Here is a 14,247-nt window from a genome sequence, read left to right on the forward strand (position 1 = left end):
ATGGGACAGTTTTCATAGAGTTGAAAATCTTCAAATAATAATTGCTGAGAGAAGCTAGGTATACTTAAAGCCAGTAATAATATTAGAATATAATACTTTATCATAATAATGATTATGGCACCTAACGCTCGAGCGCAAAGGCCTGGGCCGGGTTTTTGCTACCCGTGGCAGGCACCCAAACTTTTATCTTTTCCACTTTTCATTTTTCACTTTTTCACTAATACGCGCCTGCCGCGGGGAGCAATTTTAAGCGCCGGCCTGGCCTTTGCGCGTCTTGTTAGGCATTGTTTTATTCTCTTAATATCAATGCTATAAGTTCCGGGACTTGTTTTGCAGGTGTTGGGAAATTGTGGAGGCCAGCAGTATTGCCTTGGCTTACATATTCTGATAATTTATTGTTTGACGTGTCGTAGATTGAAATGATTAGAATATGCATAAAAGGTTTAAAATCCCAAGACCAGTAATCTTGATACTTGATAATATATTCGTTTGTATTAGGATGAGCATTCAAAAGATTTTGTTCGTTAGTTATTTCACATGAAATATGAAATTTGACTAATTCATTATAAATCAAGGAATCAATCCTTTGAATGGATGGTTTAGAGGTAAAAACAAACTGATCTATCTGTTTATAGTTTGGATATATACCCGCTGGAAAAATATTGGATTTAGAGTTATGGATAATTAGAAATTCTTTATCTGGTATGATCCTATCAATTGTTGAATTTGCGACAAAGACACTTGTCTTACAAGATGAAAAAATTAACAATCCAATTAACCAGGTAAACCAAATAGTCAAAGTAGATAATTTTCTGAACATAACGTCTATTTTTAAGTAATAATGCCTAACGCTCGAGTGCAGCGCCCTGGCCCGGGATATTATTGCACCATACGGGCAGGTGCGTTGCTCAAAGCTTTAAGGTTACACACTCTATTTCAAAAAGCACCTGCCCATAGGGTGCAAAGAATGATATAATCCGGGCTGGTCGCTGCACTATTGTTAGGCCTTGTGTTTAATATAGCTGGCTTTACCATCGATCGCTTCTAAATTGATCTGTTGACCGTAAATATCCACCTTTTCCTCCTTTGAATACGTTTCCCAACTCTTCACTAATCTTTTAAATTCAGATTCAGAACAAATTTCAAATCGCTTAAGTGCCCAATACATTCCGGTAATTGATACGGGTGAAAATTTAGATTGGGTATGTTTTTGACATTCTGGACACCACATCATCGGTGGTTTAATATTTTTTTCTTTTCTAATTTGGTTGAGTTTTGTATTCAATTCCGAAACTAGAAATAATTGTTCCGAAATGGATAATGAATCATTCCATTTCTCCTTCAGAAGAAGTTTTAATTCCTCAAACCATACGGTATGACTTTGACCTATAGGCATTTTACAAAATTAATTCATTGTCTGACTCCTATGACGGCAAATTTGGATTCTTTTCTAACTCTTTCATTTCCTCGTGAGTAAGCCCATATGGAACGCCATTCTCTGTGAAACCAATTATAAACCCAATATTACCATCACTTTTGAATAGGAGATCATTTTCAGAAAATGCCGCTTTTCTCTCTTTATTTTTAATCTTTCGTTTTTTACTCATGGTTTTTAAACATAAGGCCTAACGTCTGTGTAACCACACCAGGTTGTGTTATATCATCCTTGGACATGATTGATGGTAAGGTTATACATCCAATAAGTGTAGGTAACCAAACCTGAATCTTTCCAAGGATTATTGTTATCTAACTTGCCTGGTTTCATGGCATTAAAATTAAGTGATTTATATCAGATATCCAAATTATCCAAAGGACTTTTTATATTTTCCAGCCCTTTCTTTGTGATATGTGTATAAATCTCCGTCGTTTTAGGGCTTTGATGACCCAAAAGTGCCTGTATATATCTTAAATCAGTGCCCCTCTCCAGTAAATGAGTCGCAAAACTATGCCGTAAAGTATGGACCGTCGCTCTTTTATTGATTTTTGCATGCTCCAAAGCAGCCCTGAAAACTTTCTGAATGCTCTGCTCACTGTATTGACCCCCAAACTGACCTTCGAATAACCACTCCTTCGGCCGGTATTCTTTGAAATACTCACGCAGTAAAATGAGAATTTTTATCGATAACAAGGAAATCCTGTCCTTTTTACCTTTTCCCTGCCTGATTACGATCACCATTCGACCGGAATCTATCTCATTGATCCTTAAATTGATCAACTCACCGATTCTCATACCCGAAGAATAAATCAACGAGATGATTGTCCGATGCTTTAAATTTTGGATGCTTCTAATCAATGATCCTACTTCCTCTTCACTTAAAACATTCGGTAATTTTAATTCCCTCCTGGGGCGTTGGATATAGTAACTCCTCACCGGCCTCCCCAATACTTGCTCATAGTAAAACTTGATGGCATTGATCGCCTGGTTCTGGTACGACATTGAAACATCTTTCTCCTCGATGAGATACAACAAAAATTCCCGGATCTCTTCTTCCGAAATTTTTAAAGGATCCTTTCCTTTATAAAATTCTAAAAACCCTGACAGCATGGCTTTATATGTTCTTATCGTGTTTTGACTGTAATTCTTCAAAGTCAGCGTCTTGATAAACTCCTCCGGCACTATACTTCTTACAGTCTTACCGTCCTCCCGTCCTATAGTCCTCCCGTCCTCCCACCCTGCAGTCTTATCTTCCTTAAACACCAGTTTCCCCTCAAACCTTTTATTCAGTTTTTCCATAGGTCCCGCCAGCAACGATATATGCCAGCATTTTTCATTTGGATCCCACCGTGCACCAGGAATAGTCTTCACCAGGTCGATGATCTCACGATCGTAAGGGAAATGCAGCTTCAACCTATCTTTCCCTTCAATTTGGCCTTTTGTAATTTCGATGTTTTTCATTTTCTATAAGATATTTTTAAATCAACTTTTTGGTACTGTTTTGTGTTTTTGTGTGTTGGTGGCAAAAAAGGATACTGCCACCAAGGCATTTTCTTTTTATGTTAATCCGGAAAAAAGAAAAATATACCCGATTCACCCTCATTATGGTAGTGAGTTTTTGACTCTAATTTCTTTTCCCTAAATCTTATTCAATTGCATCTGATAAATTATTATTTTTACTATAACTACCTGGTGACTACTTAATGACCACTATCTGACAACCTTATGACCACTTTATGACCACTTTATGACTACCTAATAACCAATAACCAATAATCAATCTTATGGAAAGAAAGGAAATCAACCGGAGACAGTTCATCGGAACCACTGCAACTGCAGTTGCCGGTTTTACAATTTTGCCCAGTTTTGGGATCAAAGGTATGTGGAGAAAATCCCCCAGCGATCTATTAAACATTGCCGGGATCGGGGTTGGCGGTGTGGGTGCGACTAATATCGATAATTGCATCGGGGAGAATATCGTTGCCCTTTGCGATGTTGATTGGGCCTATGCTAAAGGGACGTTTGAGAAGTACCCGAATGCCCGGGTTTACAAAGATTACAGGAAGATGTTCGATGAGATGTATGGCCAGATCGATGCCGTCGTCATTGCCACACCCGATCATACCCATGCGATGATTGCAGCTGAAGCTATGCGCCGCGGCCTGCATGTGTACCTTCAAAAACCGCTGACCTACTCTGTTTCTGAATCGCGCCTGCTTACCCAATTGGCAAGGGAATACAAAGTTGCCACGCAAATGGGCAACCAGGGCAATTCCGACGAAGGGATCAGGCAGGTTTGTGAATGGATCTGGGATGGCGCCATCGGTGAAATACAGGAAGCTCATGCCTGGACTAACCGCCCGATCTGGCCGCAGGGCCTTGAGCGGCCGCTTGACGAGCCGCCTGTCCCGCCAACCCTGGAATGGGACCTGTTCCTCGGCCCGGCCCCGTTGCGTCCGTATAACCCGGCTTACCATCCCTGGAACTGGCGCGCCTGGTGGGACTTCGGCACAGGCGCACTCGGCGATATGGGCTGCCATATTTTCGACCCTGTCTTTAAAGCATTAAAATTGGGTAACCCGACTTTTCTTTACGGCAGCTCCACACAGGTGAATACGGAAAGTGCGCCTAAAGCCTCGATAGTCCATTACGAATTTCCGGACCGTGGGGAATACAAAAATCTGAAACTGGTTCCGGTCAAAGTGTCCTGGTTTGATGGCGGCCTGCTGCCTCCGCGCCCTGCAGAGCTGAAAGACGGCGAACCCATGGGCGACTGGAGTGGCGGATGCCTCTTTACCGGCTCAAAAGGCAAACTGCTTTGCGATTCCTATGGCCTTAACCCGCGTCTGCTGCCTGAAGAACTCAACAATAGCTATAAAAGGCCTGATCCTTACCTGAGAAGGATAGAATATGCCATGGAAGGCGGACATGAGAAAGACTGGCTGCGAGCCTGCAAGGAAAGCCCCGACAGCCGTGTCGAAACCAGTTCGAATTTCGATTATGCAGGACCGATGAACGAAGTAGTGGTCATGGGAAATCTCGCTATACGCCTGCAGGACCTTAAAAGAAAACTACAGTGGGATGCAGAGAAAATGATGATACCCAATATTTCAGATGAAGATGAGATCCGGGTGGTTACGACCGACAAGTTTACGGTTATCAACGGTCACCCTCATTTTGATACCAAATACGCTACCATCAAAGCCAAACCGGCGGCTGAGGAGTATATCAGGCGTACGTACAGGGAAGGGTGGAAGCTTTAGGAGGTTTAAGTTTTAAGTTTTAAGGTTTAAGTTGGGGACTTTTTTAATTATTAATTATTAATTTTTAATTTATTTCTACGTTATGAAAACAAAAATTATGATCTGCTTTATGGTAGCTTTTGCTCTGAACGGTTTCAGCCAGGAAGAAGGCTGGATCTCTATTTTCGATGGTAAGACGACTAATGGATGGAGAGGATATAACCAAAAGACATTCCCGGAAAAAGGATGGGAAGTGGTAGATGGTATGCTGCATGTGATCGGCACCAACCGCGGAGAGGCAGGGGGTGGGGGCGATATCCTGTTTGACAGGAAGTTCAGGAACTTTGAACTTTCACTGGAGTGGAAGGTTTCAGAAGGCGGTAACAGCGGCATCTTCTTCCTGGCCCAGGAAATCCCCGGCGAACCGGTTTGGAAGAATGCGCCGGAGATGCAGATACTTGATAATGAAAGGCACCCGGATGCCAAATTGGGAATTAACGGAAACCGTGCTGCAGGCTCTTTATACGACCTGATCCCGGGTAAATTCGAGGCAGTAAAACCTGCCGGCGAATGGAATCAGGTGAAAATCCTGGTATATAAAGGTACCGTCGTTCACTTTGTCAATGGCCAGCAGGTGCTGGAATGTCATCTCTGGACCGACGACTGGAAAGCCATGGTCGCTGCCAGCAAGTTTAAGGATTACCCGACTTTTTATAATACGGCAGAAGAGGGTTATATCGTGCTGCAGGACCATGGGGATGATGTGTGGTTCCGGAATATTAAAATTAAAGAGATGTAAAAAGATGAAAACCATTTTTAAAATTTCAATTATGATTTTGCTGCCTTTCTTTTTCGGTTCAAACTGCTCTTCGCAGGATAATAAAAGCGAATCAGGCCTGGTTGACCGCAAACCCGCCGTGGCCGGGCAGTTCTATGCTTCAAGCCCCAACACGCTCAAGTCAGATCTTTCAAAACTCTTCGCAAAAGCGCTGCCAAAACAATCAGGAGTGGTCCTTGCCCTCATCGCACCGCATGCCGGCTATGTCTTTTCCGGGGAAGTGGCTGCTACGAGCTTCAACCAGCTTGATCCGGATAAAAAGTACAATAACATTTTCATCCTGGCTTCCAGCCACCGGATGAGCTTTGAGGGTGCCTCCATCTATAACAAGGGTGATTATATTACCCCGCTTGGAAAAGTCAAAGTAAACCTTGACGTGGCTAACCAGTTACTTAATGACTACCCGGTATTCAATTCCAAAGCTGAAGCCCATATCAGTGAGCATAGTCTTGAGGTGCAGCTTCCTTTTCTCCAATATAGGCTTAAGCAGGATTTTCAAATCATTCCAATCATTTTGGGAACTCAATCGCCATCGACTTCAAAAAAGATCGCTGAGGCCCTGAAACCGTTTCTGAATGAGAAAAACCTTTTCGTGATCAGTTCCGATTTCTCCCATTATCCATCCTATGAAGATGCCTGCCTGGTCGATAAAATAACGGCAACGGCCATCACCATGAATTCGCCCGATATCCTGCTGAAGACCCTGGAGGATAATGATGGCAAGGGCATTGATAACCTGGCAACAAGCCTGTGTGGTTGGACATCGGTGTTGAGCCTGCTTTATATGACTGAAGGAAGGCAGGACCTGACATACAAAGCAATAGAATACCAAAATTCTGGAGATTCAAAGATTTATGGCGATACAGATCGCGTGGTAGGATATTATTCCATCGTGGTTGAAAAAAAAAGCTCTTCTAAAGATGATAAGGGATTCAGCCTGGATGATCAGGAAAAAGAAAAACTGCTTGATATCGCCCGACAGACAATGGAAGAATATGTTTCAAACGGGAAAATCCCTGTGATAGATGAGAAAACGCTTTCTCCCATACTTCGCCAGCCTTTCGGGGCTTTTGTGACGCTAAGGAAAGATGGTGACCTCAGGGGTTGCATCGGCAGATTTGAAGCTGTAGAGCCCCTGTATAAGGTGGTCCAGCAAATGGCCATCTCGGCTTCTACTCAGGATTCCCGTTTCCCGGAAGTGACACCAGCTGAGTTTGATAAAATCGATATCGAGATATCTGTCCTGACGCCGCTTAGAAAGATTAACTCCATTGATGAATTTCAATTGGGGAAACATGGTATTTACATGAAAAAAGGCTTTTCCACCGGTACTTTCCTGCCCCAGGTGGCCCAGGAAACAGGATGGACTACGGAGGAATTCCTTGGACACTGTGCCCGCGACAAAGCCCGTATTGGCTGGGACGGCTGGAAAGACGCCGAACTATATGTTTATGAGGCTTATGTATTTGGGGAAAAGGAATAAAAATAACTAGCGGGTGCAAATGGCTGTAAAAGGGCAGTAAGCGCAGTTTTCCGCATCTTCCGTTTGAACGAAGGGAATTTCAGGGTCGAGTATTTTTTCCAGCAAAGCTTTCAGCATTTCTTCAAATATTTTCATCGATTCTATATCGACTTCCTTTTCCTCCGGAAGTTTTACCTTCATAAACCCTTCACTGATCTTTCGCATCGTGATATTGCCCGTCTCTATCTTCTGATCTGAGTTTTCGTGATTCTTATAATAAAGATAGGCATATAGTAAAAGCTGGAATGCCTTTGCCATCTTTAGGTCACTGGTCAGCTTATCCCACGATTTAACCTTTAATTCATTGGACTGCACCGAGCCTGTTTTATAGTCAATTATCCTGATAGAATTCTCCCAGACATCAATCCTGTCGGTCTTTCCTTTGAGCTTAACCAATATTTCCTTGCCGGAAAGCTTGCAGCTAAGCAAACTATCGAAAAAACTCTCCAGGGAAATGATCTTTAATGATGCCGAAGGGTTATCGTTTGCCTGAAGGGCCTCTGCTTCCTGTTTAATGAACTGGTTGATAAGAAATAAAGATACTTTGAAGATAAGGTGGTTCTTCCCGTGATCGAGGTCACCTTCATGGTATTCTTCCGTGAAAGCATCCTTAAGGTATTTTTCTGTCTCTTTGATCCTTTCCAGCAATGAAGCCGGGTCAACAAATTTTCCCGTAAAAGGCTGGTAAACCTGTTGAAACACATGATGAATGGCGGTTCCCATGGTTTTTGACTCGATGGTCTCTTCTATGGTTTCCGCTTCCGATAACCCGAGCATTTCCTGGAAGTAAAATTGCAGGGAACATCTTATATAAAGATTAAGGGTGCTTGGGGAAAACCCCTTGTTTGCTTTATCCATCAGCCTGGCCATAATGACAGGTGTTTTGGCCATTGTAATCCCCTTATTTTCACCTGTTACCGGAGAGCTCGGGCTCAGGAGCTTTTCCTCAAAAAGAGTGTCGGGGTTATATTTCTTAAGTTCGTAACCTAACTGGGTGATAAAGCGGCTCTTTTCCCCGCCCTTCATCTGGTCGCCTTCGGTATCGTAAAGCAGGAATATTCTCCTGGCACGCTGGATCATCCGGTAAAAATGGTATGCGAAGACAGAATCTTTCTGCTGATATGTCGGAAGGCCAAACACGATTTTTATATCAAAAGGAATAAATGAATTCGGTGTCCGTCCGGACGGAAGGATGCCTTCATTCACAGAAAGCACGATAAGGTTTTCAAAGTCGATGGCACGGGTTTCCAATACACCCATCACTTGCAGCCCCTGCAGCGGTTCGCCGCTGAAGGGCAACCTGCTGGCATCCAATATCTGGAATAATATTTTGTGAAGTGTTTGCAGCGTCAGGATGAAAGGATAAGTTTCCATCATAGTCCTGCATCGTTTGATAATTTTGGAAAGATGGAAAAGATATTCCAGGTCCACCTGCTGATCGGCTGCCTGGACCTGCCCACCGGCTATCATCCGGTTACGGATCAGTTCCAGTATTCTTATCGTCCCGTCCAATGCCTGCAAAGGGGTTTCCCAGATAGAGAAAAGATTTTCAAGCAGGTTATTCAGTTCAGTTTCATTACCAGTCGATAAACGCCGTATTTCTTCTGGAGTCAGGAATACACGGTTTTTCTCCCTGATGGATTTAATGATCTTTTCTAAGGAGATTTCTTTGGATTGATCAGGAGGCTCAAATAATAACAGATAGGGATGTGCCAGGATTTTCAGAACATCTTTGACGTAAAATGACTTTGAAGCGTTTTTTCGCTGTTCGGCAAACTTCTCCGCGTTTTCCTGCATCTGGAAGAGCAGGCTGGCCAGGTGATAAAGATGGGTGTATTTAAATGGATAACCCATGGTGACATTGACGGGCCCTAAATCTTCAGGTAAAGAATACAGGACCGGAAGAAGCAGTTTTTCATCGGCAAGCACCAGGGCTGTCTTGTCAGGTGCCTCTACTTCCGATCTGAGCAAATTGACGATCTGGCTTGCCTTTATAGCCTGTCCCATGCTCCTGGGGATCCCAGAAACGCTGATCTCCTTTTTCATCAGTCTGAAATCATTTTCAACCCATTTCACCGGATCAGCAGGCCATTTGCCAAGATAATTCCGGATAAATTCCCCGGCTTCCTGCCCATGGTCTTTGATATAATATTCATCGGCATCCCAGAAAATCTCGGCCAGATTTTGATGCAGCAAATGATCGATGATTTTTTCCTCAGCACCTGAAAGAGCATTCAAACCCGCAAAAAATATTTTCTGCCATGGAAAATTACCTGCAAATTCTTTAATATTTGTAGCTGCAATCCGGTATGCCAGCCCCTGGTAAACAAGATTTTTTTCAGTTAACCGTTCATGAAGCCGGTTATAATAATCCAGGAAAGAATGATAAAACTCAAGATAACTTTTCTCATGATCTGTCAGGGGGCTTTCGCCAAGGTTCCAGACTGATAAGGCACGCGCTTCACTAAGAAAGTTGAAGATCTTATCCGGCTCAACCAGGTACTGGTCGATTTCATCGAAATCCTGTAGCAGTACCTGCCCCCAATCGGCAAAAACTTCGAAATCCTGTGCATTTGCGCCGTGGATTTCTTTATGGACATGGTAAAATTCGAATAGCAGACCGGCAGGATCGATGATCTGCAGGCCGGAAATGGAAGTTATAAAGTCTTCAACAGAAAATGTCTGTGGCGACCATGCCGTTCTTTTCAGCTCCCGGGCAAGGTATTTCTTCAGGTAAAGGCCTGCCCGCCGGTTCGGTAAAACCACGCAAAGCTGCCGGGGGTCATCGCCGTAGCGGGCTGCAATTTCTTCGGCCAACCGTTGAAGAAATGGTTTCATAGCTGTGCCTTATATTCCGGATGATCTGTCAGAAACATTGAAACAACAGCCAGTTGGTCTGGCTTTCCAAGGTCAAACCAGGTCTGTCCGGGCTGAAGATATCCATAAATTGACTTTGTTTTTGTTAACTTCAGGTAAGTATCGATGATGGAAAACCTTCCTTCTTCTTCCATCAGCCTGAATATTTCCGGGTTGATAATATGAATCCCGTTGAAAGCCAATGGCCGTGCCTGTTGAATCGAATCCCCGGCCCAACGGATTTCTCCGGAAGATGAATCCGTCCAGCCCCTTAATTTTAAAATATCATCAAATAATAAATAGCGCCGCGTCTGGCGTTCACTGACGGAAAGAGTGGCCACGCCTCCTCTCTTAAAATGTTCAGAAAGTAAAGCTTGAAGACTGATATCACTGATCACGTCTACGTTATGGACCAGGAAAGGTTCCTGCCCATCAAGGAACCACCGGGCTTTCAGGATGGCACCGCCGGTATCGAGCAATTGGCCGCTTTCATCGGAAATCGAAATGTTTGCTCCCTGAAATTGGTGCCGGTTTAAAAATTCCTTGATCATGCCGGCATGATGGTGCACATTGACGATGATATCGGTAAATCCATCCCTGGCCAGCTTCCGGATGGCGATTTCCAGCAGGGTGACCCCATTGATGCTGACCAGCGCTTTAGGGGTGTTGGCTGTCAGTGGCATCAGGCGGGTACCCATTCCGGCTGCCAGGATTAATGCTTTCAATGCAGGTTCAGATTTTTTTTAGGTTTACAAAGATTTTTCTCTTTTTCTGCCTGTGCACCGCAGGTTTTGCACTCATAGTCAGCTTTTCTGCCGAGCTTGGCTATGGTCTTCAAATCTTCTTCTTTACAAATCTTTTTCCCCATCTCACTAAAATAGTCAATAATAATTAAAACTGAGCTTATTCCGAAAAGTCTTTTTTGCCACTAAAGCACCAAAACACTAAATTTCACGAAAGTTTATTTTGATTTATATATTCTGTGGGATTTGGTGTTTTTGTGTTTTTGTGGCTTTAATTGATTTTATCTTTTAAATTTTTGTAACCCATCCAACATCTTATGAGCAATTTCAATACTTATCTGAGGATATTTTTGTTTCAACCGAGATGCCAGCGATTCCGCGCAATACACCGACCGGTGCTGCCCGCCCGTACAGCCGAAACTTACCATCAGTCTGCTGAACCCGCGTCCAGTATAATTTTCAACGGATTGACTCACCAGTTTTTCCGCACCCTTCAGAAAATCAATAACTTCAGGAGAATTTCTAAGGTAATCGATGATGATCTTTTCCTTGCCGTTGAATACCCTGTAACGTTCTTCCCGTCCCGGATTCGGCAGAGCCCTGCAATCAAATACAAAACCTCCGCCATGCCCGCTCAGATCGTCCGGAATGCCATGCTTGTAAGAGAAACTGTTAATTAAGACTGTAAATTTTCCTGCCATAGACTGTACATCGACTTTCTGATATTTTTCAAGTCCTGCCAACGATTTAATAGCTGGTAATAATTCCGGCAAATTCAATTGGAGATCAACATGAGTGAGCCACCAATCAAGGTTCTTCAACGCGAAAGGAATGCTTGAAAGAAAATGCAGCTTCTTTTCTATTAAACCCCTGAAGCCATAAGCACCCAGTACCTGGAGCAAACGGATCAGGACAAAGCCGTAATACTGCTTTTTGAATGTTGCCTGATCTGTTCTGACAAAAGGTGAAAGCTCTGAAAAATAAAAATCGAGCAATTCTTCCCTCAAAGGAAATGGCAAATCCGCTTTGACCTGGAAAAGCAATGACGCAATGTCATATTGCAGCGGCCCTCTCCGGCCGCCCTGATAATCAATGAAATAAGGTATACCGCCTTTTACCAGGATGTTCCTTGACTGGAAATCGCGGTACATAAAGTAATCAGATTCTGCATTGTTCAGGTAATTCACCAGTGTGTCGAAATCATCCTCCAGTTTTCCTTCATGAAAGGGTACATGCAATTTCAGAAAATAATACTTGAAGTAATTCAGGTCCCACTTCATTGAACGGGTATCGAATGATGAATGAGGGTAGCAATAATTATAATCAAGGCTTTTACCGGCTTTAACCTGAAAACGTACAAGTTCCCTGAGTGATTCCTGGTATAACCGGATAATTTCTTGCGGAATACCGGTGTCCGGAGGTTTATTTTCAAGGAGAGAAAACAAAGAGGTGTCGCCCAGGTCTTCTATTAAATAGATATTATTTTCAGGGTCAAAACTATAGATTGATGGAACATGAAGGCCGTTTGTAAGAAAGTGCCTTGTGAAATGCAGAAAAGCGCTGTTTTCCTCCTTTACCGGGTTCCAGACACCAATGGCGCTTACACCTTGATATTTTAACCGAAAATACCTTCTTTCAGAACCCGATGGCGGTATAACTGTAACATTGTCAGGAAAATTTCCTGACCACTGTTTGAAAAGTTCTTTTAGGTTTTCAAGGTCTGACTTCACAATAATGGGCTATATTAAGGCAAAAGTAACAATTATATCCGTGGAAGGTTTTACTGTTGTAAGAGGATGCTCGAAAAATAAACTTATATTTGCCGAATGATAACTCAAGTCGGATTAACTTATAAACATTACACAGTATGGGCAAATCAGCCGTTGATATCCTGAAAGAAGCGATCTTGCTGGAGCGTCGGGGGAAAGCATTTTACACGACAGCAGCAAGGCAGACAGAAAGCGAAGCCGCACGAAAGATTTTCGAAATGATGGCTGCAGAAGAAGATGAACACATCAACTTTCTTTCCAGGCAATTTGCTCATTATGAAAAGAATAAGGCATTCATGAAAGTTGATGAAATAGCTGATACAGACGAGGCGACAGTGATGGCAATTTTGTCTGAAGAAATAAAAACACAGGTCAATGCTGCTGGCTATGAGGCCGCAGCTATCTCAGCCGCCATGGATTTTGAAACAAGGGCTGTCCAGATTTATTCCGATCGTGCCGGATCAGCTACCGACCCTAATGAAAAAAAGATGTACCAGATGCTGGCTGATTGGGAAAAAGGCCATCACTTCTGGCTCCATAAGATCGATGAAGATCTGAAGGAACAAGTATGGTACGATAATAATTTCTGGCCTTTCTAAAAATATAATTATGAGTTCAGCAAAACTTGATTTCGAATCAAAACTAATTCACGCTGGCGGTTTTGAAGATGCATTAGGTAGTGCAGTCACACCGATTTACCAGGCTTCTACCTTTAAATTCAGGAATGCCGACCATGGAGCACAGTGTTTCACGGGCGAAAGTGACGGCTACATTTATACCCGGCTGGCTAACCCAACGATCAGGGAGCTGGAAAAAACAATGGCTGAACTTGAAAACGGATTTGGTGGCATTGCCACTTCTTCAGGGATGGGAGCAGTGAATACTGTTTACATGGCTTACCTTGGCCAGGGCTCACACATCATCTGTCACGAAGCCGTTTACGGGCCCTCCAGGATTATCCTGGAAACAATATATAGCCGCTTTGGAGTTGAATATTCCATGGTAGATACGACAAATATTGAAAATGTCCGGAAAGCTTTCCGACCAAATACGCGCCTGCTATATACCGAAACTCCCGCCAATCCAACCATGGGGATCAGTGACCTTGCCGCGCTGGCCGAACTGGCGCATGAGCATGGAGTCCCTCTCGTGGTCGACAATACATTCTGCAGTCCCTACCTGCAAAGTCCGCTCGATCTTGGCGCTGATATCGTGCTGCATTCTATGACGAAATTCATCAACGGGCATGCTGACGTTGTTGCCGGGATACTGGTGGCAAAAAATGAAGCTGATTACAAGAAATTAAGGGGTATGATGACCAATCTGGGTTGTAATATGGACCCGCACCAGGCTTTTTTGACCCGTCGGGGACTGAAAACCCTGGCCATCCGGATAGACCGGGCGCAGGAAAGCTCTGTTGTTATTGCCGAATTTCTTGAAAATCATCCAAAGGTTGCATGGGTCAAATATCCGGGCCTGAAATCACATCCGCAATATGAGCTTGGACTGAGGCAAATGAAGGGACCTGGCGCTATGATCAGTTTCGAATTGAAAGGCGGACTGGAAGCAGGCAAGGTGCTGATGAACAATGTTCACCTCATGTTGCTGGCCGTTTCGCTTGGAGGTATTGAAACCCTGATCCAGCACCCGGCTTCCATGACCCATTCTAAAATGAATATCGACGACAGGCACCATGCCGGCATTACCGATGGGCTTGTCAGGCTTTCAGTCGGAATCGAAAAAATAACCGATATTATCCACGATCTGGAACAGGCACTTGCAAAAATCCCATAAGACTTCCTGGTTTTTCAACAAACCTATTTTTTCATCATATTTTTTAAG

At 43.5% G+C, this 14,247-nt stretch carries 13 protein-coding genes; 5 read left to right on the forward strand and 8 right to left on the reverse strand.

All coding sequences use genetic code 11. The annotated features are described in order from the left end of the window. Nucleotides 1-289 precede the first annotated feature (289 nt). From M0Q51_08320 to M0Q51_08335, 4 genes are all read right to left on the reverse strand, one after another. Nucleotides 290-820 carry a hypothetical protein gene (locus M0Q51_08320; GenBank protein MCK9399978.1) on the reverse strand — a complete coding sequence of 177 codons (531 nt, stop codon included), beginning with the start codon at nt 818-820 and terminating at the stop codon, nt 290-292. A 180-nt stretch (nt 821-1,000) separates the two neighbouring features. Continuing rightward, nucleotides 1,001-1,396: a hypothetical protein gene (locus M0Q51_08325; GenBank protein MCK9399979.1), complete on the reverse strand. Its 396-nt coding sequence runs from the start codon at nt 1,394-1,396 to the stop codon at nt 1,001-1,003. 28 nt (nt 1,397-1,424) lie between these two features. Next, on the reverse strand, nt 1,425-1,607 hold the full coding sequence (locus M0Q51_08330) for a hypothetical protein (GenBank protein MCK9399980.1): 183 nt from the start codon (nt 1,605-1,607) through the stop codon (nt 1,425-1,427). Nucleotides 1,608-1,789: 182 nt separating this feature from the next. Next, nucleotides 1,790-2,896: a tyrosine-type recombinase/integrase gene (locus M0Q51_08335; protein ID MCK9399981.1), complete on the reverse strand. Its 1,107-nt coding sequence runs from the start codon at nt 2,894-2,896 to the stop codon at nt 1,790-1,792. Between the two features lie 323 nt (nt 2,897-3,219). On the opposite strand from M0Q51_08335, the gene M0Q51_08340 reads away from it, so the two are divergent. From M0Q51_08340 to amrB, 3 genes are all read left to right on the forward strand, one after another. After that, a complete protein-coding gene (locus M0Q51_08340; protein MCK9399982.1) occupies nt 3,220-4,698 on the forward strand; it encodes a Gfo/Idh/MocA family oxidoreductase in 1,479 nt (492 codons plus the stop codon). A gap of 82 nt (nt 4,699-4,780) precedes the next feature. Beyond that, on the forward strand, nt 4,781-5,476 hold the full coding sequence (locus M0Q51_08345) for a DUF1080 domain-containing protein (protein ID MCK9399983.1): 696 nt from the start codon (nt 4,781-4,783) through the stop codon (nt 5,474-5,476). Nucleotides 5,477-5,480: 4 nt separating this feature from the next. Then, complete coding sequence (gene amrB / locus M0Q51_08350) at nt 5,481-6,998, forward strand: AmmeMemoRadiSam system protein B (GenBank protein MCK9399984.1); 1,518 nt, start codon at nt 5,481-5,483, stop codon at nt 6,996-6,998. Nucleotides 6,999-7,004: 6 nt separating this feature from the next. Here amrB and M0Q51_08355 read toward each other — a convergent pair whose 3' ends face one another. From M0Q51_08355 to M0Q51_08370, 4 genes are all read right to left on the reverse strand, one after another. Beyond that, on the reverse strand, nt 7,005-9,875 hold the full coding sequence (locus M0Q51_08355) for a PD-(D/E)XK nuclease family protein (protein MCK9399985.1): 2,871 nt from the start codon (nt 9,873-9,875) through the stop codon (nt 7,005-7,007). After that, nucleotides 9,872-10,618: a nucleotidyltransferase family protein gene (locus M0Q51_08360; protein ID MCK9399986.1), complete on the reverse strand. Its 747-nt coding sequence runs from the start codon at nt 10,616-10,618 to the stop codon at nt 9,872-9,874. Before M0Q51_08360 ends, M0Q51_08355 begins: the two co-directional genes overlap by 4 nt. Continuing rightward, entirely contained in the window at nt 10,615-10,761 is a 147-nt protein-coding gene (locus M0Q51_08365; protein ID MCK9399987.1) for a hypothetical protein, read from the reverse strand. The genes M0Q51_08360 and M0Q51_08365 overlap by 4 nt, the downstream gene beginning before the upstream one ends. A gap of 156 nt (nt 10,762-10,917) precedes the next feature. Next, nucleotides 10,918-12,366 (reverse strand): phosphotransferase, encoded by a 1,449-nt coding sequence (locus M0Q51_08370; GenBank protein ID MCK9399988.1) that lies wholly within the window; start codon nt 12,364-12,366, stop codon nt 10,918-10,920. Between the two features lie 137 nt (nt 12,367-12,503). On the opposite strand from M0Q51_08370, the gene M0Q51_08375 reads away from it, so the two are divergent. Both M0Q51_08375 and M0Q51_08380 read left to right on the forward strand, forming a co-directional pair. After that, a complete protein-coding gene (locus M0Q51_08375) occupies nt 12,504-13,004 on the forward strand; it encodes a ferritin family protein (GenBank protein MCK9399989.1) in 501 nt (166 codons plus the stop codon). 10 nt (nt 13,005-13,014) lie between these two features. Further along, nucleotides 13,015-14,199, forward strand: coding sequence for an aminotransferase class I/II-fold pyridoxal phosphate-dependent enzyme (locus M0Q51_08380; GenBank protein MCK9399990.1), 1,185 nt, complete (start codon nt 13,015-13,017; stop codon nt 14,197-14,199). The last annotated feature ends 48 nt before the right edge of the window (nt 14,200-14,247 follow it).

This window comes from Bacteroidales bacterium, assembly GCA_023229505.1.
Taxonomy (GTDB): Bacteria; Bacteroidota; Bacteroidia; order Bacteroidales; family JAGOPY01; genus JAGOPY01.